This window comes from uncultured Sunxiuqinia sp. (assembly GCF_947495665.1).
GTDB classification, from domain to species: Bacteria; Bacteroidota; Bacteroidia; order Bacteroidales; family Prolixibacteraceae; genus Sunxiuqinia; species Sunxiuqinia rutila.
The window spans coordinates 296,217-319,815 of the sequence record NZ_CANLZV010000002.1 but is presented as its reverse complement, the minus strand read 5'-3'; the positions used below and the strand labels follow the sequence as shown (position 1 = coordinate 319,815).

Below are 23,599 nucleotides of genomic sequence, written 5' to 3'. Positions count from 1 at the left end.
CTCTCTTCAGCAAAAGCACGGCGACAAATTTTATTCTATGCGAAAATAACAGAACTCCGTGTAAAACAAGCTTCCAAAAGTCAGTTTTTCCGGGCTTTAAATCTGTTAATCCTATTCAGATGAAGAATCATCCGGACGAACGAAAATAAGCATAAAAAAACAGAACCTAAATTTTTAGCCTTACTCTAGCAACTAATTCACGGATAAAAAGTAATTTGGCTTTATCTAAAAAATTAATTGATGAACAAACACATTTTAAATCTGCTTGCCATTTTCCTGGTGCTGAATGGCTTGGCGCAAGAAAACAAAAGTAAGGGGAAAGTAGAAGTTTACGACAAAGGCAAAGGGTACTATTACGAATCTATTCTGAAAGATGTAACAGCGGTAGATGAACAGCTGGAAGAAACCACGCCGTTTATCCGTTTCAACATGGATCAGTCGGATTTAGACCTTCCCAATGATCCGTCGCTCTACCGAACCGTATGGTGTCAGCCAACCGAGTCGCAAGGCAATGCCGGCTCTTGCTGGTCGTTTTCAACCACTTCGTTTTACGAATCGGAGATTTTTAGGGAAACCGGAAAAAAAGTAGCGTTATCAGAAATTTACACCGTTTACTGGGAGTATGTTGAAAAAGCCCGGCGCTACATTGAAAAGCGAGGCGAATCCTTGTTTGATGAAGGTTCGGAGGGCAATGCTGTTGCCCGCATTATGAACCGCTATGGGGTAGTGCCCGAATCAGCTTACACAGGTTTGCTCCACAACCGCAAGTTTCACACCCACGCCAAGATGATGGAAGAAATGCGTGGTTTTCTGGAGTCCATGAAAAAGTCGAATGCCTGGAACGTAAACTATGGGCTGGAAACCATTAAGGCAATTATGAATCACTACATTGGCGAACCGCCTGTTGAGTTTACAGTGGAAGGCAAAACTTACACGCCCATGAGCTACATGACTGACTATTTGAAAATGAACCCGGATGATTTTGTCGAAATTTTATCCTATAAGCAAGAGCCTTACTGGGAGCAGGTTGAATACAAAGTACCGGACAACTGGTGGCACAGCGACGAATACTACAATGTTCCGCTGGATGTGTATATGAAAATTATCAAACAGGCAATCAAAGATGGCTACTCGATGAGTATTGGCGGCGATGTTTCAGAAACTGGCTTTAGCCGTGAAACCAACTGCGCCATGATTCCTGATTATGATATCCCTTCGGAATACATCAATGAAGATGCCCGGCAATTTCGTTTTTCCAACGAAACAACGACCGACGATCATGGCATGCACCTGGTGGGCGTACTGGAAAACTACAAAAACAGCGGCAAAGACTGGTATTTGATAAAAGACTCCAGCTCGGGCTCGCGCAATGTAGGTGAAGACGATCCGAAATTTGGCTACTACTTTTTTCACGAAGATTACATCAAGCTAAAAATGATGGGGTTTACGATTCATAAAGATGCCGTAAAAGCAATTCTGCAAAAGTTTTAAGCAAACAATACTTCTAAAAGAGCTCCTGTTAAAGGGGCTTTTTTTATTTCTGAAAAAATGAAAGTTCATCATTTATCTAAAAAAATGATCGGATCAACCACCTGTTTTGATTGAAATTATTATTTTCAGGGCTGCAAAAATCAAAGGGAAGGCTCACCCCCTCCCTGTTCAATACAATTTTCACAACAAACCAGACTTAATAAATTTAGAATGATGGAAAAGAAATTTACTCCACCCACTTCAATGCTTAAAACATTTATCCCAATTCTTGTAGTTATTCTAAGTTTTACCTCCTGCCAACAGGAAAAAACAGCGAATGGCCCCATCTACAAAAGGGATTACAAGGAAGCAATTTTAGAAAGCCGAAAGGAATTAGGTGCACATCTCATGACCAGCTTTACCCCCGGAGGCTCGGTTTCGGTTTCGGTTGATGGCGAATTGGTGTGGTCGGAAGGACTTGGCTATGCCAACAAAGAACTGAAAGCTCCGACGCAGCGCAACACCAAATTCCGCATTGGCAACAGCTCTCAGCTTTTTACAGCCTACCTCATTGCCAAAATGCAGGAAGAAAACCAGCTCCATATTGACAGCAGCTTTTATACCTACATTCCGGACTTCCCTAAAAAGCGTGCAGATTTTACCTTGCGCATGCTGATGAACCAGGTAGCCGGGTTCCCGGAAAGCTCAAACCGCGAAGCTCAACAGCTCGACAAGAAAATCAGAACCTTGAAAGACTACATCAAGCTTCACGAAAACGATTCGTTGGTTTACCAACCCGACAGCTACTTTCTGCAATCGAATTTAAGCCTGGGGTTGCTTGGAATTTTAGCAGAAGACATCAGTCAAAAAAGGTTTGCAGACTTGATACAGGAAACGATTATTGACACCCTCCAATTGAACAACACCCAATTGGATAACACTATGGCAATCATTGAAAACCGCAGCAATACTTACGACCGTGATTACATTGCCCGGTTAACCAATGCGCCTCAAATCAACCTTAACCCGCTGGCTCCGGCCTTAGGAATGCTATCAACAGCTGATGACCTGAATCTGGCCGCCCAACAGCTTCTGGAGCCAGGATTTTTCAATGAAGAAACACTCCGGTTATTTTACGAGCCTTACCAATTAAGTACCGGACAACGGTTAAATTCAAGCTTTGGCTGGCTGGTTATTACCGACCGCGAAGGCCGCAAAGTAATTGGTCAGGCTGGCAGCACTACCGGGGGAGCTTCGGCCATTGCCGTTTACCCCGAGCAGAAATTGGTGGTTACTCTCTGTGCTAACCTGGGAAGCGATTTTGAAGATTTGCCGGTGATGCAAATTGCCAATCACTTCCTGAAAATTATAGATCCCAAAGAAGACGCTAAACAAGAATAAAAAAGGAAACCGGGTCAATCCATGATTAACCCGGTTTTTTATTTTCAGTGCCTGAAGCCTCATCTACCAAATGTCCACGCCAAATCCGACACTGTAAATGGGTTCCCATGATTTGTAGGGCGAATTTTTATCCTGAATTACATCAAACAAAACCTGAAAGCTTATAAAAGAGCGGTCAGAAAGCACCTGCCGGTAGCCTCCTCCCACATGAAAAAAAGGAATGAAACTTCGCTCTTCCCGGTTAAAGGAATAATACTCCATGTTGATCATCGAAAACTCACTATGAAGATAAAATTGGGGAATGATGTTGTATTGCCCAAACAATCGCCCGCCATACTGGCTGGCCGTGAGATTCCCATCAGGATACTTGTAGCGGGTATATTGATATTCAATTCCTGCACCGGCATAAAACTGATCGGTTAAGCGGGCACCAATGATCGGACTAATGTTAATGTTGGTATAACTCCCTAGCGAAAGCCCGACACTGCCCCCTGTAAAAAGCTTATCGCGAAAGCGAACTTCTTTTTCCGGATTGCCACTTGGCTGTCCATAGGTCAGCAGGCAAGCTCCTAAAAACACCGTGCTCAATAAAAACTTCAACGAATTCATAACGCAATCATTTGGAGGGTAGAAACTCCCTTCAAGTTACGCAAAAGTTCCCCTTACTTCCAAAGCTGCAGTTTCTTTTGAATCAGCTTTGCTGAAAAAAGTACGGGATACTGGAGCCTTCGTTTTCGGCAAAAGTGCTTAGGAGGCCTGCATCTCTAAATTCAACTTTCGATGCAGGTAACTAAGCCTGAAGTGAAACATTAACGCACAAATACTTAAGCCCACCGGGAAGCCCATCCAAATGCCAATTTCATTGAATCCGCCATGAAAAGCTGCCCAATAACTAAACGGAATAGTGATGATGAAATAGCAAATAAAAGTAAGAATTCCCGGAATCGTGGCATCAGCCATTCCCCGTAAAATACCCGAGTAAATGATTTGAATGGCATCAAAAAGCTGAAAGATAGCCAACACGATAATCATTTGCGAGGCAAGCCGGATCACTTCCGCATCGGTCGTAAACAAAGTTGGCAGCCAATGGCTCAAGCTCACAAAGGACATGGAAATAATAACCACCATTCCCAACACAATCTGAATTGAAGCGTTGGAGGCTCTTTTCAACAGCGAGGGTACCTGACGTCCGGCAAGTTGACTGATACGAATGGTTGTGCTCACACCAATTCCCTGGTAAAGCATAAACCCAAAAGTGGAAAGGCTAATCACAATCTGATGTGCAGCCAGTCCGGTTTCGCTGATCCAGCCCATCATAATACCGGCCACAATAAACGCCGAAGACTCCGAAAACATATGCAATCCCATAGGAATGCCGAGCTTGATTATCTTAAGCGTGGAGGCGGTTACCGACTTCACATTAGCAACAACCGACTGCAGTTGCTCGCGATAAAGCTTACGGACAAATATGAGCATCCCCACAGCCATTAACACCCGGGCAATCAAGGTTGACCAACCGGCACCAACAAGTCCCAATTCAGGCGCTCCCCATTTCCCAAAAATCAGCATGTAGTTCCCCAGAATATTCACAACATTGGCCCCCAGGGTAATCATCATGGCCAGTTTGGTGTTCGACAAACCATCAGCAAACTGTTTTCCGCTCAAAAACAGCATCAAAGGCACAATGGAAAGTCCGATAACACTAAAGTAGTGCCGTGAATAGTCAAGAATACTTTCGGGCTGATGCATAAATGGCATCGCCGAATACAACAGCAGGCAAGCCATAGCCAGCAAGATCGCCATGATGCTGTTGGCAGCAAAAGCCGCTTTTTTCAACGACAACAGTTCCGCATAATCATTCGAACCGTTAGCCTTCCCGGTTAAGGGAGTAATGGCCATCGCAAATCCCATCCCAAAAATCAGGGGAAGCGAAAACAGGGTATTGGCAAACGCTGCTGCTGCCAGTTCTGTTTTGCCCAAACGGCCAATCATCATATTATCGGCCAAACCAACCGTAATCTGTCCAATTTGCGCCACAATTACCGGCAGGGCAAGCCTACGGGTTTCGGCATAGTGAGGACGATACAAACGCCAAATTCGTTTCATAACTAACAATAAATAAATGGTTGTGATTGAGCGAGACCTTGCCCCTTAATACATACACGACAGGCAGGAGTTAAGCATCGTTTTCAAGCTTCAAGGTGAGAAGCGCTCCCCTGTTGGAAGTTTCATGTAATTAAGGTCGCTAAAAACGGCGGCGAAAGTAATTGTTCTCACGCTGACAAAAAAATAATAGCGAACCAGAATGAAGAAAGGAAAGAAAAAATTAAGGTTTGAAATCCGGAGTTTCATGTTTCACTCCCATTTCAAACCTTAAACAAAAAAATTTAAAAAACTAAGTGGTGCTTTGTTAGTTGACCAACTGGCCTTCTTCCATGATCAGCTCATAAAAATAGCCGGCACCAAAATCTTTATTAAGGGTTACTACGCCTTCAAAAGTATGCTCCTGCCCAACTTCTGCCATCTGGTCCGAAGTAATGGTCAGGTCATAATCCTCGCCGTGCTTAGTTCCATCCTGAATGTGAATCCAGTTGCGCGACATGATGTTTTTATTCACTTTGACAACCTTTCCTTTTACGCGTACGCGTTTTCCTTCGTAATTTCCTTTGGAAGCATACAATTCACCGATTGTCACTCCACCTTCAGCAGGCTCCACTTCAATATTGGAATCAAACGATTCGATGGCTTTCCCTAATGGTTCTTTTTTGGAAGCCACCGGAGCACTCTTCTGAATGGGGTCTTTACTCAGCTTCTGAACAAAAAAGATCGAATCGAACACCCGCCCCAAGGCTTTGCTCTCAAAATCCTTCATTTCCAAAGCTGAAGCATAATAATATTTTTCGCCCACTTTTGCTTCCTGACGACTCACCGCAATCCAAAATTCCTCACGATTTTCTGAAACTTTTAAGTAAGTATAACTATCGGTTTGAATCACTTCTTTGACTTCCACCTGATGCATGAGCGAACTGGTATCGAGCGGTTGAACAGATTCTTTCTTTTTCTGAACGCAAGAGCCCATCAGCAGGCTACTCATTAACAATACAATAAATAATCTCATAAGTTACTACATTTTATTTCACAGATAAAAACTTAACAGGACAGTAAATGTAAACAAACACTTCAAAAGAAAGTTAAATACACGATTGACATTTATCCGATTTTGGCCAGTGGCTGTTTCATACTGATTCCCCTTACCTGAGTCAAAGACCATTAGAGTTTTGGTTTAAAAACATTTCTGATTTTAAGCTCACTCCCTGCTGTTATAAAAGCGATTCAGAATAGCCCCATCATTTGTTTCTTTTGAAAGTGATTCAATGGTGTTTTTGGGCACATCGTAAACATCCAGCAAAATCAATCCATCCAGGCAGTTATTAAATTTGGGGTCAACATTAAATCCAATGATTTTGGCGTTTAAACGAATGTATTTTTTCAACAAAACCGGAAGTCCCGGATTTTGGAGGTCAACATCGCCTATGAATCGATCGAGCTTATTAATGTCATCCAGGTTTTCCATAATCACGTTCATATCCGGATCCTGGCTCTTAAATTTGAAAGCTTTTCGGGGAGTTACCAAACGGGCATTTTGCCAATCGAAATGATGCGACATGATAAATTTGATGATCAGCTCTTTTGAGCTTTTCGAATAGTTGGCACTAATACTTACCGGTCCAATCAGATAGCGGTATTCCGGGTTTTTCAGCAGAAAGTACAAAATGCCTTTCCACAGCAAGAACAAGGGCAAAGGCTGACGCTGGTATTCCTTCACCACAAACGAACGGCCCAACTCAAGCGACTCCCGAAGAATCGGCTCAAAGGCCTCCTTCAATTTAAACAGGCTTTGAATATAAAACCCGCGCACACCAAACTCATGCAAAATATCGGTTCCTTTACCTATTCGGTAGGCTCCAACCAGTTTCTCCGCCTCATCGTCCCAAATAAAAAGTTGATGGTAATACAAATCAAACTCGTCCAGATCAATGCCCCGGTTGGTGCCCTCTCCCACTTCGCGAAAGGTAATTTCGCGCAAGCGGCCAATTTCATAAAGCACGGTTGGTATTTCGCTGGATGGCGCACAGAACACCTGGAAATTCTTAACCTGAAACAACAAACGTTCGCTTTTCAATCCGGCAATCTCGCTGACCACCAACTCGGTTGATGAAGCCTTGACGATTTCTTCTATGCGCCGTTGTCTTTTCAACGAATAATTGAAAAAACGTCGAATTTCAATCTGCGACTTCAAACTGTAAGTCTTCGCCCGCAGGAAGCGCCCAAACTGGTATACCTCGGGAAAACCAGCTTGCTCATTCACCGATATGGCCGACCCGATGCGAACTTTAACTGGCCGGCGTCTTTTGTTCAGCAATTCCGAAGGAAGTTTTACTTGCTGCAGGTTCGGATTAATCCGCCCAATCAGATGAAACAACCGGCTGTTGTGCCCTCCAAAATAAACAGGAACAACAGGCACCTGGGCGTGTTTTATAAACCGAAGAGAGACATATTGCCACTGGCGGTCAGTAATCTTGTTGTTCGCCTGGTAACCCGAAACCTCTCCAGCAGGAAAAATACATAAGCCTCCACTAGCTTTCAGGTGCTGAAGGGCATTTTTAATTCCTCCAACATCTGATTGTTCGCTCTTTCGTGCGTCAAATGGATTAACCGGCAGGAAAAATTCGCTGATGGGCTCAACTTTTTTCAGCAAAAAATCAGCCATCACTTTAATGTCCGGCCGAACCAGGCTAAGTATTTTTATCAGCAAAATACCGTCAAGCCCACCAAACGGATGGTTGGCAACCACTATAAACGGCCCGGTTTTAGGAATCTTACGCAACTCTGACTCATCAAATTCATATTTAATTTCCAGGATTTTAATCAATTCATCGATAAACGCTATCCCCTGCTTATCGGCAATTTGACCATAAATGCGGTTAAGCTTGTTGAACCGTAACACATACATGATAAATTTAGCGAGGTTTTCTCCTCCAAGGTAAGCCAGGTACGGACTTGCTTTAAGAATGTCTTTGGGTTTTACGATTTCCATAGTTAACCAGATTAAGCACGCATTAAATTTAAGAAGGATACGGCTTACTTTTGCAAAAGCGGATGGGTTCTTAAACATATCCGCCTCTAAAAAAAGAGGACAAAGTCTTTTAAATCAATAAAAGCAGGTTAACTTTGCACATTGAATATTAAGAAAGGATAATACGTGAATCAGTTATACGATAAATATCAGACAACCGATTGGTTGCCTACAACCAAAAAGGAAATTGAAGAACGCGGCTGGGACGAGGTCGATGTGATTTTATTTACAGGCGACGCATACGTTGACCACCCTTCGTTTGGAGCTGCCGTAATTGGACGGGTTTTGGAAGCCGAAGGCCTGCGCGTGGCCATTGTTCCGCAACCCAACTGGCAGGATGATTTGCGTGACTTCAAAAAATTGGGAGCTCCCCGACTTTATTTTGCAGTTACTTCAGGAAACATGGACTCCATGGTAAACCACTATACCGCCAACAAACGCAAGCGCTCAAAAGACGCCTATACGCCCGGCGGTCAGCACGACAAACGTCCGGATTATGCAGCAACAGTTTACTGCAATATCCTGAAGGAATTGTACCCCGACACCCCAATCATGCTGGGTGGAATTGAAGCATCGCTGCGCCGGGTTACCCATTACGATTATTGGCAAAATAAGCTGAAGCCCTCTATTTTGAAAGAGGCAAAAGCAGATTTGCTGTTCTATGGCATGGGCGAAAAATCAATCATTGACTTTACGCGTCTGATTCAACGGGGCGTTGACGCGCGCACCATTACCAATCTGCCCCAAACGGCCTTTTTGATTGAAAAAGATGCGCCATACGCAACCAACAAGAAATGGAATAACATTGATTTGTATTCGCACGAGGAATGCTTAAGCGATAAAAAGAAGTTTGCCAAAAACTTCATGCATATCGAGGAAGAGTCGAATAAAACGGAAGCGAACAAAATCACGCAGCACATCGGCAATCAACAGGTGGTTGTCAATCCGCCCTGGCCTCCCTTGGTTGAAAAGGAAATTGACCGGTATTACGATTTGCCGTACACCCGCTTACCACACCCCAAATACAAAAACAAAGGCACCATTCCGGCTTACGAAATGATTCGCCACTCCATCAACATTCACCGTGGCTGTTTCGGAGGTTGTACTTTTTGTACCATTTCCGCACACCAAGGAAAATTCATCGCCAGCCGTTCCGAAAAGAGCATTCTGAAGGAGCTGGACCAGGTTACCCAGATGCCCGACTTTAAAGGATATATTTCCGACTTGGGTGGCCCGTCAGCCAACATGTACAAAATGAAAGGGATTCATGAAGAAATTTGCCGCAAGTGCAAGCGTCCCTCGTGCATCTTCCCCGACATATGCAAGAATCTGGACATTAATCACAAACCCATGCTCGACCTGTACCGCAAAGTTCGTCAGCATCCTAAAATCAAGAAAGCCTTTGTGGGCAGCGGCATTCGTTACGACATGATTCTGCACGAAACCAAAGACAAGCAGGTCAATAAAACAAACATGACTTACTTGCGCGAAGTTGTTAAGCACCACGTTTCAGGGCGATTGAAAGTGGCTCCGGAACATACTTCCGACGACGTGCTAAAAATCATGCGTAAGCCTTCATTTAAGCTGTTTTACAAACTGAATAAGACATTTAACGAAATAAATAAACAGGAAGGCCTGAACCAGCAATTGATCCCCTATTTTATTTCGAGCCACCCGGGTTGCCACAACTCCGACATGGCCAACCTGGCTGCAGAAACCAAGCAACTCGATTTTAAACTTGAGCAAGTGCAGGACTTTACACCTACACCAATGACCCTGGCGACCGTCATTTATTACACGGGCTACCATCCATACACGATGGAAAAGGTTTTTACGCCCAAGTCCAAGAAGGAAAAACTATCGCAACGCAAATTTTTCTTTTGGTACAAAAAGGAGTACAAACAGCAAATACGGCAAGAATTGATTAAGTTGAACCGTAAAGATTTATTAAAGAAAATATTGGATTAACTAAACAAAATCACTTATTGCTGAGTTTTCAATCACAGGGTTTCTGAATTGACCAAAAGCCCTGTGATTGGGAACGCTAACCTTTTATCACCCACATACAATGAATACAAGACTGATACTCTTAGGATTATTTATGCTGACCCTGTCTGGTTGTGCCGAGATGCAGCAAATGGCCAGAACCATTTATGATGAGCAGAAACCATTGTCGACAACAGAAATTATCGCCGGACTAAAACAAGCGCTGGTGGTTGGAACCGACAGCTCAGTTGCCGAACTGTCTGCCATTGATGGTTACTTAAAAGATGAAGCAGTAAAGATTTTGCTCCCCCCTGAGGCGGATATGATCACCAACAACCTGAGCAAACTTCCCGGTGGACAACAGCTGGTTGATAAAGTAATTACCAGCATCAACTCCGCAGCTTCAGATGCGGCCAAAGAAGCGGCGCCAATTCTGGTTAACAGCATCAAGTCGATGAGCATTCAGGATGCAGCCGGTCTGCTTACCGGTGGCGATTATGCTGCAACGGAATACTTGAAACGCACCAATTATGATGCACTGGTAGCACTCTATCAACCCAAGATTGAGGGATCGCTGAACAAGAAAATCATTGGCAACTATTCGGCTCAACAGTCGTGGGACGAAATGACGGGAAAATGGAACCAAGTGGCCGGCACCTTCGTTGGGCAGCTTGCTGAACTTGAAACGGTAGAGACCAATCTGAGTGCCTACCTCACCCAACGAGCCTTGGATGGCTTGTTTCTGAAAATTGGAGAAACCGAGAAAAACATCCGGCAAGATCCGGCTGCCCGGGTAACCGACCTTCTGAAAAGGGTATTCGCCCGTCAATAAATTGACCAGAAAAGAAGTCCTTAGCCTGGAGCTACTAACGATCAACTGGATAAGCTTACAAACTACTGATGGATGAATTTCAGCACTTAACAAACTGGTGTACGGAGTTCATCCATCAGCAGTCAAACTCCCTATCAAAATTATTCAAACAGCCTACCCTGCCAGGTGTTTCGTTCCGCCAACCGCTTTTCAACCTTAACCACAAATTCAAAATTCTTCAAACCCCATTTGGGAGCAATTAGTAGGTTTTTGGAAGTTTGGCTAACAAATCGCTCAACCACAATTTCAGGGTTCAACAATTCCAGGTAATCCACAATCAGCTCCACATACTCCTCTGCTGTAAACAAGTGAAAATCCTCCGGCTGTCGGGCAAACTCAACGGCCATTTGGGTTCCTTTATGAATTTGCAACTGATGCAGTTTTAGATTCTCAACCGGCAATTGCGAAATTTCCCGCGCCTGATTCAGCAAGTCATTCCGCGTTTCTCCAGGAAGTCCCAAAATCAAATGCGCACAAGTATGAATGTTGCGGCTGGAAGTTTGCTCAATGGCCCACTTCGCCTGCGCAAAATGATGTCCGCGATTAATGCGATCCAGCGTTTTGTCCTGAACCGACTCCACGCCATATTCCACCATCACATAATAGTCCTTGGAAAGCTCAGCCAGATAATCCAGGATTTCCGGAGTCACACAGTCCGGACGAGTTCCAAGCACCAAGCCAATAACCTGAGGATGCGCCAAGGCTTCCTGATACCTTTGTTTCAACACCTCCAAGTCAGCATAAGTATTCGAATACGCTTGGAAATAGGCTAAGAACCGCATGGTTGGATACTTACGGGAGTAAAAATCAATGCCCTGCTGAACCTGCACGGCAATGCTTTTTTCCGGTCCGCAATAGTCGGGTTGGAAAGACTTGTTGTTGCAATATGAACATCCGTTTCGCGCCTTGACCCCATCCCTGTTCGGGCAGGTAAAGCCAGCATCTACAGCTACTTTTTGCACTCTTCCGTTAAACTTATTCTTAAAATAAGTCGGAAAATCATTAAATCGTTTGTCATGTCCCCAGGGGAAATTCTGATCCGTCATAAATAAATTTGTCCGACAAAAGTAAGGCAAATCTGAAAGAAAAAAGACAATATATGCGTCAAAGATCAATTCGCAAGAAGTCAACCAAATACCCCAGATAATCTATCGCTCTGGAAATGAAAAGTCAATCCGGCCTTATCAACAAATGTTGAAAACTTTAAAACCTTGGCATCGCTTATTGGTTCTATTTCTACAAGCTATTTTTTACCTTTAACGTAATCCGTAAAACAGCAACCTATGTTTAATGCAGAAGATTTGGTTTTCATTGAAGAGCGCGGAAGTGATTTAACAACCGTCAAAGAACAAGTAAGAAATTTCGAGCAAGGTTTTCCCTACCTTGAAATAATACAAGCAGCCACAATTGGCAAAGGCATCATCCAACTAAACGAGGATCATGCACAACAGTTTATTGATTTTTTTGAGCACAAACTCGAAAAAGGTATCAGCCTGCTAAAGTTTGTGCCGGCCTCCGGGGCAGCCAGCCGCATGTTTAAAAGCCTGTTTACAGCCAAAGCCCGTCTCGAAAACGGAACCCCTGAAAAAGAGGTGCTACAAGACAAGGAGGTGCAGTGCTTCTTTAACGGACTTAAAAAATTTGCCTTTTATGCTGACCTTGAACGATTAACCGGCAAACCAGTAGAACAGCTTTCAGCCCTTGAAGTACTCAATTTGGTGCTCACTGAGCAAGGACTGAACTACGGCAATCTTCCCAAGGGCTTACTGAAATTTCATCAGTATCAGGATCACTCCCGAACCTCCTTTGAAGAACATTGCGCCGAGGGAGCGCTGTACGCCAAAGACCAACAGGGCAAAGTACAAATGCATTTTACGGTTTCGCCCGAGCATAAACCGGTATTTGAGGCGCACCTGAAAGCCATCAAAAGCAAGTACGAAAAGCTGTTTGGTGTGCACTATGAAGTATCTTTTAGCCAGCAAAAACCGGCGACCGACACGATTGCGGTAGACCTGAACAACAAGCCCTTCCGAAACGGAGACAACAGCCTGCTTTTTCGACCGGGAGGCCACGGTGCATTAATTGACAACCTGAATGACCTGGATGCAGACCTCATTTTTATTAAAAACATCGACAATGTGGTACCCGATTACCTCAAGGCCGAAACCATCAAGTACAAAAAGGCTCTGGCAGGTTTGCTGCTGAACTACCAGAAACGAATTTTCAATTATCAGCGCGTGCTGGACGAAAGACACTACACAGCACTTGATAGCAAGTTTTACGCGGAAGCATCTGCTTTCCTCGAAAATGTTTTAAACGTAAAACCACCCACGAATCAATATTATGCGGAAAAAGAAGAATTGTATCATTACCTGAAATCGAAGTTCAACCGCCCCATTCGTGTATGCGGCATGGTAAAGAATGAAGGCGAACCCGGCGGCGGCCCCTTTTGGGCAAAAAATGCCGATGAGTCAATTTCGCTTCAGGTAGTTGAAAGCTCCCAAATCAATCTTGAGGACAAAAAACAGGCTGACATTGTAAAGCATGCCACCCACTTCAACCCGGTGGATTTAATTTGTGGAACAAAAAACTACCTCGAAGAACCTTATGATTTGTTATTGCTAAGAGACCCCAGAACCGGATTTATATCCTACAAGTCTAAAGATGGCAAAGAACTCAAAGCGCAGGAACTTCCGGGGCTTTGGAATGGAGCCATGGCGGATTGGAACACCCTGTTTGTTGAAGTTCCGATACTGACTTTCAACCCGGTAAAAACCGTGAACGACTTATTACGAAAAGAGCATCAGCCCGATTAAGTAATTCTAAAAAGTATTATTAAATTTGCAGCTGCATTTTTTTGGGATTCTATGGAAGAAGATTCAAGAGACTTTTACGACAGTGAGGAAATAGGAGAAGCCGTTAAACGCTTTGAAAGGATGATGAAGGCCAACCAAGTTGACTATTTTGATGTTTTTGAAGTAGAAGGCATTGTGGATTATTTTATGGATGAAGGCCAAATGTCAATGGCCAACCTGGCAATTGACAATGGATTGAAAATTCATCCGTCTTCCACTTCACTCCAAATTAAAAAAGCACAGCTCCTTTTGGTGGATGGCAAAGTGGATGAATCACTGGCCATCGTTAATGTTGTTGAGTTAATCGAAGACAGCAACCCCGACATTTTCCTGATCAAAGGCTCGGCCTTAATCATGGAGGGCTTGGTTGAAGAAGCCATTACCGCTTTTGAGCAAGCCATCATGTACAACTACGATGAGGAAGATGAACTGCTTTACAATATCGGAATCACCTTAGGACAGGCCGGAGAAGTCAAAAAAGCCGTTACGTTTTTAGAGCGGGCACACACTGCCAACCCCAAAAACGAGCAGGTTCTTTACGAGCTGGCTTATTATTGCGACAAAGATGATCAGGATGAAAAAAGCATCCTTTATTACAACAAATACCTTGACATTGATCCATTCAATCCCTCGGTTTGGTACAACCTTGGCATCACTTTTAACCGAATTGGTGAGCATGACAAAGCCATTGAAGCCTACGATTTCTCGATTGCCCTAAACGATCAGTTTGAACAGGCCCTGTTCAACAAAGCCAATGCATTGTCGAACAACAACCAATACGAAGAAGCCATTGAATGCTACCTGGAGTATTTGAAAAGCGATAAAAACAATGATGATGCCTACTGCTATTTAGGTGAATGCTACCTGAACATGGATCGGTACAACGATGCATTGGCCAATTACAAAAAAGCATTACGCATCAATAAAAATAATGCCAATGCCTGGTATGGTTCAAGCTTGATCCGATGGATTGAAAACGACCTGCCCGAAAGTCAAACGCTGGTCAAAAAAGCCCTCAAGCTGGATGACACCAATCCGGACTTCTGGCTTATGTACGGGAAAATAAATCACGAACTGGCGGCTTACGAGCAAGGAGAATCAGCCTTTGAGATGGCAACGTCGCTGGATCCGGACAACCGCGAAAGCTGGATTGCCTATGCTGAGATGCAGTACCAGCGTGGTATGTTGCAGCAATCCATTAATATCTTGAAAAAAGCACTGGAAGTAATTGCCGACGATTCAAATATCAATTACCGGTTAACAGCTTACCTGCTTGAAAATAATGAAGAACGCTCCGCAACGGATTATTTTGAAATAGCCCTAAGAGCCGATTTCAATAGTTACCGCGATTTATTTGACTATTATCCCAAAGCACAGCAAAACGAGTCGATCAAACAACTCATAAAAGAATACCAATCAACCAATTATTAAAAATGAATTTCAACTTACCCTTTATTCCTGGACGTCCTGAAAAGCCAAGATCATCAGGCATTACGATGGTGATGGACAAAGGACTTAGCCTCCGCGAAGCCGAAGACTTATGCGAAGTCGCATCAGAATACACTGATTTTGTCAAGCTAGGATTTGGTACCGGCCTGCTAACTCCGGGTGTAAAAGAGAAAATCAAACTGTATCAGCAAGCAGGCATTAAACCCTACTTTGGAGGTACACTGTTTGAAGCATTTATTGCCCGCAATATGTTTGACGACTACCGCAAATTTATTACTGAAAGTGGTGTTGAAACAGCCGAAGTTTCTGACGGTGTTCTTCCCATTGAGCATGACAAAAAATGTGAATACATCAACCTGCTGGCAAAAGATTTTCAGATTTTTTCAGAAGTCGGGACCAAGTTAAAAGGCAAGGAGATTAGCAACGAAGAGTGGGTCTCCTGGATGAAAACAGAACTGGAAGCCGGCGCCTGGAAAGTCATTGCTGAAGCACGCGAAAGCGGAAACATGGGCATTTACAAAGAAGATGGCTCAGCCAACAGCCAGCTCATCATGGACATTAAAAAAGAAATTGACACCGAACATATTTTATGGGAAGCCCCACTCAAAAGCCAGCAAGTGTGGTTTATCAAATTGTTGGGCTCCAATGTCAACCTGGGCAATATTTCCCAATCGGAAGTCATTCCGTTGGAAACACTCCGCAGAGGTCTTCGCGGCGACACGCTGCTGAGCTTCATTCCTTAAACAAGCAGTTTATATTTCACACCGTATAAACCATCAAGATCTTCTTGGTGGTTTTTTTTTGCAACTAGCTACCAGCGCCTTACACAACAGCGCTCAGCGAACACTCCCCTTTCCGTTCTTCAAAAAAGAACATATTTTCACTTCCCGAATGCAAACCTGACCTTCCTTTTATTTATTCTAAATAAAGAAAAACAGCTTTAAAACATCTAAGTAGTTACATATTTCATCACTAAAAAATTGATATCTTAAGCCTATCACAGGAAACCTTTAGCCCTTGTTTTTGTTAAGGAAGATGTAAATATTAAACCGGAAATTACAACCGATTAAAAACCACAATATGTTTGATTTAGATCTGATAAAGAAAACCTACGAGAATTTTGGCCCTCGTATAACCAAAGCCAGAGACATTTTAAAAAAACCACTCACACTTTCTGAAAAGATTTTATACACACACCTTTTCAGTCCTGAAGAAGTAGCCGATTTCAAACGTGGCGTTGACTACGTTGATTTTGCGCCCGACCGGGTAGCCATGCAGGATGCAACGGCTCAAATGGCTCTGCTTCAGTTCATGAACTCAGGCAAAAACCGGACCGCAGTGCCATCTACGGTGCATTGCGATCACTTAATCCAAGCCAGTGTGGGCGGACGAACAGACCTGAAATTTGCCCTCGAAAGCAATAAGGAGGTGTTCAATTTTTTGGAGTCTGTCTCCAATAAATACGGCATCGGATTTTGGAAACCGGGTGCCGGAATTATTCACCAAGTGGTGCTTGAGAATTATGCATTCCCCGGTGGAATGATGATCGGAACCGATTCGCATACAGTAAATGCCGGCGGGTTGGGCATGGTGGCTATTGGTGTCGGTGGTGCCGATGCGGTAGACGTAATGGCCGGTATGGCTTGGGAACTTAAATTTCCCAAATTAATCGGTGTAAAACTCACTGGAAAATTAAACGGCTGGACAGCCCCAAAAGACATTATACTAAAAGTAGCTGGCATACTGACCGTAAAAGGCGGAACAGGTGCTATTATTGAATATTTCGGAGAAGGTGCGGAATCTCTTTCTGCAACCGGCAAAGGAACCATTTGTAACATGGGAGCCGAAGTTGGGGCAACCACATCAACCTTTGGCTACGACCAAAGCATGGAACGTTACTTACGGGCAACCGACCGCGCAGAAGTCGCCGATTTAGCCAATGGCATTAAAGAACATTTAACTGCCGACCCCGAAGTTTACGCTCAACCTGAAAAGTACTTCGATCAACTGATCGAAATCAATCTGGACGAGCTGGAACCTCACTTAAACGGGCCGTTTACACCCGATTTGGCAACCCCAATTTCACAAGTGGCCAAAGTTGCGAAGGAAAAAGGATGGCCAACCAAAATTGAAGTTGGACTGATCGGTTCTTGTACCAATTCATCCTACGAAGATATTTCGCGTGCGGCATCACTGGCACAGCAAGCGGTCGACAAAAAGCTGAAGACCAAATCGGAATTTACCATTACTCCGGGCTCTGAGCAAGTGCGCTACACCATCGAGCGTGATGGATTTATCGATATTTTCAATAAGATTGGAGCAAGTGTTTTTGCTAATGCTTGCGGCCCATGTATCGGACAATGGAACCGCCCCGGAGCCGAAAAAGGAGAAAAAAACACAATTGTGCACTCGTTCAACCGTAACTTCTCCAAACGGGCTGACGGAAACCCCAACACCCATGCCTTTGTAGCTTCTCCGGAACTGGTTACCGCCCTGGCTATTGCTGGTGACTTAACCTTTAACCCGCTCACCGATAAGTTGCTTAATGAGGATGGAAAAGAAGTTAAACTGGATCCGCCAACAGGAGAAGAATTGCCCAGCAAAGGCTTTGCTGTTGAAGATGCCGGTTATCAGGCACCTGCCGAGGATGGCTCTTCAGTTGAAGTCATTGTTTCCCCCGATTCAGAGCGTTTACAACTGCTCAAAGCCTTCGAACCGTGGGATGGTCAAAACCTGAATGGAGCCAAACTGCTGATCAAAGCCGAAGGAAAATGCACCACCGACCACATCTCGATGGCTGGTCCCTGGTTACGCTTCCGTGGGCACCTGAACAACATCTCCAACAACATGCTGATTGGTGCTGTAAATGCCTTTAACGGCGAAACCAACAAGGTGAAAAATCAACTGACAGGAGGCTATGATGAAGTACCTAAAGTGCAACGCGCCTACAAAGCTGCAGGTATTCCAACCGTTGTTGTTGGTGACCACAATTATGGCGAAGGATCTTCACGCGAACATGCGGCCATGGAGCCTCGCCACCTGGGAGTTAAAGCGGTAATTGTAAAATCCTTTGCCCGGATTCATGAAACCAACCTGAAAAAACAAGGAATGCTGGCACTTACTTTTGCCCAGGAAGCCGATTACGATAAAATTCAGGAAGATGACATCTTTAATTTCATCAACCTGGCTGACTTTGCTCCTGGCAAACCTGTGCAGTTACAGTTGGTTCATGCCGATGGTTCACAAGAAACAATCGAATTAAATCATACTTACAACGCCCAGCAAATTGAATGGTACAAGGCGGGCTCAGCATTAAATCTGATCAAACAACAAAATAACTAATCAAAATAAGACACCCGTAATGGATAAAATTAAAGTAGCAAATCCAGTTGTTGAACTGGACGGAGATGAAATGACCCGGGTTATTTGGTCATTTATTAAAGAAAAACTCATTTTCCCTTACCTCGATCTGGATATAAAATACTACGATCTGGGAATGGAAAAGCGCGATGAGACAGATGATCAAATTACTGTGGACGCGGCTCACGCCATCAAAAAGTATGGTGTGGGAATTAAGTGTGCCACCATTACTCCTGATGAATTGCGTGTAACCGAGTTCAATTTGAAAAACATGTGGCGCTCGCCCAATGGCACCATCCGAAATATTTTGGGAGGAACTGTTTTCCGCGAACCCATTATTATTAATAACATCCCGCGCCTGGTTCCCGGGTGGAAAAAACCCATTTGCATTGGTCGTCATGCCTTTGGTGACCAGTACCGGGCAACCGACTTCCTGACTAAAGGAAAAGGCAAACTTACCATCACGTTCACCCCTGAAGATGGTGGCGAAGTGCAATCGTATGATGTGTATGACTTTGAAGGCGATGGAATAGCCATGGCTATGTACAACACTGATGAATCAATAATTGGATTCGCCCGGGCTTGTATGAATCAGGCACTAAGCAAAAAATGGCCCCTGTACATGTCCACCAAAAATACCATTCTGAAAAAGTACGATGGCCGCTTTAAGGATCTGTTTGAAAAAGTCTTCAATGAAGAATTCAAAGAAAAATTTGAGGCAGCCGGCATCACCTATGAACACCGCTTGATTGATGACATGGTTGCCGCCGCTATGAAGTGGGAAGGAGGCTTTGTGTGGGCTTGTAAAAACTACGATGGGGATGTACAGTCCGATACCGTAGCACAAGGGTTTGGTTCTTTAGGACTGATGACCTCTACGCTTATAACGCCCGATGGAAAAACCATGGAAGCTGAAGCAGCCCACGGCACGGTAACCCGCCACTATCGCCAGCATCAACAAGGAAATCCCACGTCAACCAACCCCATTGCGTCAATTTTTGCATGGACGAGAGGCCTGGCCTTCCGTGGAAAATTGGATGAGAACCAAGCGTTGATTGACTTTGCCAACACCTTGGAGCAGGTATGTGTTGAAACGGTTGAAAGTGGCAAAATGACCAAAGACCTGGCACTGATTATTCACGAGAAAGACCTTAAGCAGGAACATTACCTGACAACCGAGGAATTCTTAAATGCCATCGATCAAAACCTGAAAAGCAAAATAACAGCTATAACCCATGGGAGAAAAGATTAAACTTGAAAATGGTCGTTTGATAGTTCCTGACCATCCCATCATTCCCTTTATTCAGGGTGATGGGATTGGCAAGGACATTACCAAGCCGGCCCAAAGCGTATTGGATGCCGCTGTTGAGAAAGCTTATGGTTCTTCCCGAAAACTCATTTGGAAAGAAGTTTTGGCCGGACAAAAGGCATTCAAAGCAACTGGCAATTACCTGCCTCAAGAAACGCTGGATTCCTTTAAAGAGCACTTGGTTGGTATAAAAGGGCCGCTCGAAACCCCTGTTGGCGGCGGCATTCGCTCGCTTAACGTAGCCCTGCGGCAAACACTTGACTTATACGTTTGCCTACGCCCGGTACGTTGGTTTAAAGGGGTCCCCTCTCCCGTTCGCTACCCCTCCATGGTTGATATGCATATCTTTAGGGAAAACACCGAAGATATTTATGCTGGTATTGAATTTGAAATTGGCGATGAGAAAACGAAAAAGTTTCAGGATTTTCTGATCAATGAAATGGGCATAAGCACCCAAATACGTTTTCCGGAAAGCAGCGCTTATGGCGTTAAGCCAATTTCCAAAGATGGCTCCGAGCGATTGGTTCGCTCAGCCATTCAGTATGCCATTACTCGTCATCTCCCATCTGTAACCTTGGTCCATAAAGGAAACATTATGAAGTTTACCGAAGGTGCTTTTAAAAACTGGGGATATGACCTGGCTGAATCGGAATTTGGCAAACAGGTTTTCACCTGGCGCCAGTATCAGCAAATTCAAGCGGAAAAAGGACAGCTTGATGCTTCCAAAGCACTGGAAGAAGCCAAAAAATCCGGAAAAGTCATCATTAAAGATACGATAACCGATGCCTTTTTACAGGATAGCTTGTTACATCCCTATGACCATTCGGTGATTGCCACCATGAACTTAAATGGCGATTATATTTCAGATCAGCTTGCAGCCATGGTCGGCGGCATAGGCATCTCACCAGGCGCCAACATCAACTACCAAAGTGGGTTTGCCATTTTTGAAGCTACCCATGGAACTGCTCCTGATATTGCCGGAACCGGTAAAGCCAACCCCAGCTCCTTGCTTTTGTCCGGAGTGATGATGTTGGAATACCTCGGATGGCATGAGGCTGCTGAACACGTGTTTGATGCCATGGAGCACACCTTTTCCAAACGTCGGGTCACTTCAGATTTGCACACCATGATGGAAAGCGCAACCTTGCTGTCTACCACAGAGTTTGCTGATGAAATAATCCGAAATATTCACTAACTTAAAAAAGAAATCAAACTAAAATACTTTTTAAAATGGAATACATTAAGAATAGGTTTTATCAAAAGGCGAGCAAATGCGTTAGCGAGTACCAACGGATCAAAAATGAGCATGGTGATAAAGTGATTGCCAATGTTACTATTGGTCAAGTAATGACAGGGATGAAAGGCGTTCCCAGCTTAATTACTGACACTTCCAAGTTAGACCCAACCACCGGAATTCGCTTTCGCGGATATACCATCCCGGAACTACGCGAAAAGCTACCCCGCTTAAACCCAGACGGAGAACCACTTCCCGAAGGCTTGTTTTACCTGATGCTCATTGGCGAAATACCAGAACGCGATGATGTTTTAAATATTAGCAAGGACTGGGCCACTCGTGCACATGTACCTCAGCATGTTTTTGACGTGATTGACGCCATTCCGAAGAACTCACGTCCCATGACTCAGTTCAGTTCGGCCATCCTCAGTATGGCTACGGATTCTATTTTTCAAAAAGCTTATCGCGCAGGCGTTCATAAAAAATACTATTGGGACACGACCTATGAAGATGTGATGAACCTGATTGCCCGTTTGCCACGAATTGCCGCATACATTTACCGTCGTCAGTTTTTCAACGATGAACACATTGAGCCGGATCCACGCTTGGACTGGGCCGGTAACCTGGCACATATGATGGGACACGACAGCGAAGAAGTAAAGCGTTTGCTTCGTTTGTACATGGTTATTCATGCCGATCATGAAGGAGGAAATGTTTCAGCACATACCACCCATTTGGTTGGATCAGCACTTAGTAACCCCTACTATGCTTATGCCGCTGGTATGCTTGGCTTAGCAGGCCCGCTTCATGGTTATGCCAACCAGGAGGTCATCAACTGGATTTTTAGCATGATGCAGGAATTGGACACGGATAGCCCAAGCGAAGAGCAAATTGTAGCCTACACCAAACGTACATTGGATGAAGGACGCGTCATTCCAGGTTATGGGCACGCCGTACTTCGCCAAACCGATCCCCGTTTTACGGCACAACAAGAATTTGCCAAGAAATATGTAAAAGATGATAAGCTCATCAACATTGTGAATACGCTTCACCGTGTCGTTCCTCCAATTCTGGAAGCCACTGGCAAAGTTAAAAACCCTTGGCCTAATGTTGATGCTTACTCGGGCTCCTTGTTGTATTACTATGGCGTGAAAGAACATTCCTTCTACACCGTCCTGTTTGGCGTGTCCAGAGCACTCGGAGTTTTGGCCAGCTTGGTAATGGATCGGCTGTACGGTCTTCCAATTGAACGGCCATCATCTTTCCCGCTCAAGTGGTACCATGAAAAAGCAGGAGAACAAACTCCTCCTGGATGCTAATTCAATAAAATTATATAGCTCTGAAATGCTCTCTTTTACCGGAGAGCATTTTTTTTGCCCAACAACCTAGCTTCACGATAAACCAAGCACAGGCTCATCCATAAAAACCGAAATCCATCTACTACTATCCGGTTTCTCTTTTGCAAAACACTTGCAATTGTTACATTTACTGATAAAAATCACAGCATGTCATGCTTGGCTCACCTTAATTTGCAATAAAAACCGAAACTTATGGCCTTCCTTCAAAAAGAAAAATTATTTACAGTACAATGGTTCAAGGAGTATAGCTTCATCACCATTGGTGCTTTTATTCTTGCAGTTGGTTTTGTCTATTTCATTTCACCACATAAGATTGTTCCTGGTGGCGTATACGGTATTGCTATCGTTGTGCACTACCTTACTGAAGGTGTTTTTTCTTTTTGGCCCGAAGGAATTCCCATCGGACTGTTTGGCTTGATCTTAAACATTCCGTTAACCATTGCCGGAATTAAAATCCTGGGCCCCCGCTTTGGCGTAAAAACAGTGATTGGCTTTGTACTTTCATCCGTATTTATGGATCTGATAACTTACATGCGTGCTGATGGCAATGCTCCTTTAGTTGAAGACGTATTACTATCCTGTGTGTTTGGAGGCGTGCTTATTGGCTTTGGTTTAGGCCTCATTTTTAAGTCACGTGCCACCTCAGGCGGATCGGATATTATTGCCATGATCATTGCCAAGTACACCGGCATCCAACTTGGCCAACTCCTGATTTATGTTGATTCAGCCATTGTTCTGATTGGGCTTGCAGCTTTTGGCGAATGGCAAATTCCCCTCTACTCCTGGCTAGTAATCTACATCACGGGCCGTGCTATTGACATTACCATCGAAGGATCTAATTACAACAAGGCTTTGTTTATCATTTCCGACAAACATGATGAAATCAAAAATAAAATTCTGGTCGATCTGGAACGTGGAGGAACTTACTTGAAAGGGCAAGGAATGTTTAGCGGCGAAGAGAAAGAAATTATTTATACCGTTGTCAGCCGTCGCGAAGTGATTATTTTGGAACAATACATTAGTCAAATTGACCCGAATGCCTTTATTACCGTAATGGACACCAGCGAAATTCTGGGGGAAGGATTTCAGAACCTAAAAGTGAAAATTGATCCATAAGTATATTTTATTTCTTCAGCAAAAGGAAAGTTAGGGCACAAATGCTTAATTTA

17 protein-coding genes are annotated in these 23,599 nt (G+C 44.0%); 12 read left to right on the top strand and 5 right to left on the bottom strand.

Annotation, left to right across the window (positions count from 1 at the left end):
* Nucleotides 1-240: 240 nt before the first annotated feature.
* Both Q1A18_RS04180 and Q1A18_RS04175 read left to right on the top strand, forming a co-directional pair.
* Nucleotides 241-1,491, top strand: a complete 1,251-nt coding sequence (locus Q1A18_RS04180) for a C1 family peptidase (RefSeq protein ID WP_299577667.1) — start codon at nt 241-243, stop codon at nt 1,489-1,491.
* 210 nt (nt 1,492-1,701) lie between these two features.
* Nucleotides 1,702-2,871 (top strand): serine hydrolase domain-containing protein, encoded by a 1,170-nt coding sequence (locus Q1A18_RS04175; RefSeq protein WP_299577666.1) that lies wholly within the window; start codon nt 1,702-1,704, stop codon nt 2,869-2,871.
* Nucleotides 2,872-2,934: 63 nt separating this feature from the next.
* On the opposite strand, the gene Q1A18_RS04170 is transcribed toward Q1A18_RS04175, so the two are convergent.
* The 4 genes from Q1A18_RS04170 to Q1A18_RS04155 form a co-directional block, all read right to left on the bottom strand.
* Complete coding sequence (locus tag Q1A18_RS04170) at nt 2,935-3,480, bottom strand: hypothetical protein (RefSeq protein WP_299577665.1); 546 nt, start codon at nt 3,478-3,480, stop codon at nt 2,935-2,937.
* A gap of 138 nt (nt 3,481-3,618) precedes the next feature.
* Complete coding sequence (locus Q1A18_RS04165) at nt 3,619-4,977, bottom strand: MATE family efflux transporter (RefSeq protein ID WP_299577664.1); 1,359 nt, start codon at nt 4,975-4,977, stop codon at nt 3,619-3,621.
* A gap of 304 nt (nt 4,978-5,281) precedes the next feature.
* Nucleotides 5,282-5,989, bottom strand: coding sequence for a GW dipeptide domain-containing protein (locus Q1A18_RS04160; protein WP_299577663.1), 708 nt, complete (start codon nt 5,987-5,989; stop codon nt 5,282-5,284).
* A 189-nt stretch (nt 5,990-6,178) separates the two neighbouring features.
* On the bottom strand, nt 6,179-7,969 hold the full coding sequence (locus tag Q1A18_RS04155; protein WP_299577662.1) for a GNAT family N-acyltransferase: 1,791 nt from the start codon (nt 7,967-7,969) through the stop codon (nt 6,179-6,181).
* 165 nt (nt 7,970-8,134) lie between these two features.
* Between Q1A18_RS04155 and Q1A18_RS04150 the strand changes: the two genes are divergently transcribed.
* Both Q1A18_RS04150 and Q1A18_RS04145 read left to right on the top strand, forming a co-directional pair.
* Nucleotides 8,135-9,976: a YgiQ family radical SAM protein gene (locus Q1A18_RS04150; RefSeq protein WP_299577661.1), complete on the top strand. Its 1,842-nt coding sequence runs from the start codon at nt 8,135-8,137 to the stop codon at nt 9,974-9,976.
* Nucleotides 9,977-10,076: 100 nt separating this feature from the next.
* Nucleotides 10,077-10,826 (top strand): DUF4197 domain-containing protein, encoded by a 750-nt coding sequence (locus Q1A18_RS04145; RefSeq protein WP_299577660.1) that lies wholly within the window; start codon nt 10,077-10,079, stop codon nt 10,824-10,826.
* A gap of 140 nt (nt 10,827-10,966) precedes the next feature.
* Here the strand turns inward: Q1A18_RS04145 and Q1A18_RS04140 are convergent, their stop codons facing one another.
* Nucleotides 10,967-11,911: a TIGR01212 family radical SAM protein gene (locus tag Q1A18_RS04140; RefSeq protein ID WP_299577659.1), complete on the bottom strand. Its 945-nt coding sequence runs from the start codon at nt 11,909-11,911 to the stop codon at nt 10,967-10,969.
* A gap of 237 nt (nt 11,912-12,148) precedes the next feature.
* Here Q1A18_RS04140 and Q1A18_RS04135 point away from each other — a divergent pair, with 237 nt between their 5' ends.
* From Q1A18_RS04135 to Q1A18_RS04100, 8 genes are all read left to right on the top strand, one after another.
* Nucleotides 12,149-13,681, top strand: a complete 1,533-nt coding sequence (locus Q1A18_RS04135; protein WP_299577658.1) for a DUF4301 family protein — start codon at nt 12,149-12,151, stop codon at nt 13,679-13,681.
* A 51-nt stretch (nt 13,682-13,732) separates the two neighbouring features.
* Nucleotides 13,733-15,151 (top strand): tetratricopeptide repeat protein, encoded by a 1,419-nt coding sequence (locus Q1A18_RS04130; RefSeq protein ID WP_299577657.1) that lies wholly within the window; start codon nt 13,733-13,735, stop codon nt 15,149-15,151.
* Nucleotides 15,152-15,153: 2 nt separating this feature from the next.
* Entirely contained in the window at nt 15,154-15,912 is a 759-nt protein-coding gene (locus Q1A18_RS04125; protein WP_299577656.1) for a phosphosulfolactate synthase, read from the top strand.
* 337 nt (nt 15,913-16,249) lie between these two features.
* Complete coding sequence (locus Q1A18_RS04120; protein ID WP_299577655.1) at nt 16,250-18,511, top strand: aconitate hydratase; 2,262 nt, start codon at nt 16,250-16,252, stop codon at nt 18,509-18,511.
* Nucleotides 18,512-18,530: 19 nt separating this feature from the next.
* Nucleotides 18,531-19,781, top strand: coding sequence for an isocitrate dehydrogenase (NADP(+)) (locus Q1A18_RS04115; RefSeq protein ID WP_299577654.1), 1,251 nt, complete (start codon nt 18,531-18,533; stop codon nt 19,779-19,781).
* Nucleotides 19,765-21,033: an NADP-dependent isocitrate dehydrogenase gene (icd, locus tag Q1A18_RS04110; protein ID WP_299577653.1), complete on the top strand. Its 1,269-nt coding sequence runs from the start codon at nt 19,765-19,767 to the stop codon at nt 21,031-21,033. Before Q1A18_RS04115 ends, icd begins: the two co-directional genes overlap by 17 nt.
* A gap of 35 nt (nt 21,034-21,068) precedes the next feature.
* The gene (locus Q1A18_RS04105; protein WP_299577652.1) at nt 21,069-22,391 is read left to right on the top strand and encodes a citrate (Si)-synthase; all 1,323 of its coding nucleotides are present in this window, start codon (nt 21,069-21,071) and stop codon (nt 22,389-22,391) included.
* A 231-nt stretch (nt 22,392-22,622) separates the two neighbouring features.
* Nucleotides 22,623-23,546, top strand: coding sequence for a YitT family protein (locus tag Q1A18_RS04100; RefSeq protein WP_299577651.1), 924 nt, complete (start codon nt 22,623-22,625; stop codon nt 23,544-23,546).
* Nucleotides 23,547-23,599: the final 53 nt, after the last annotated feature.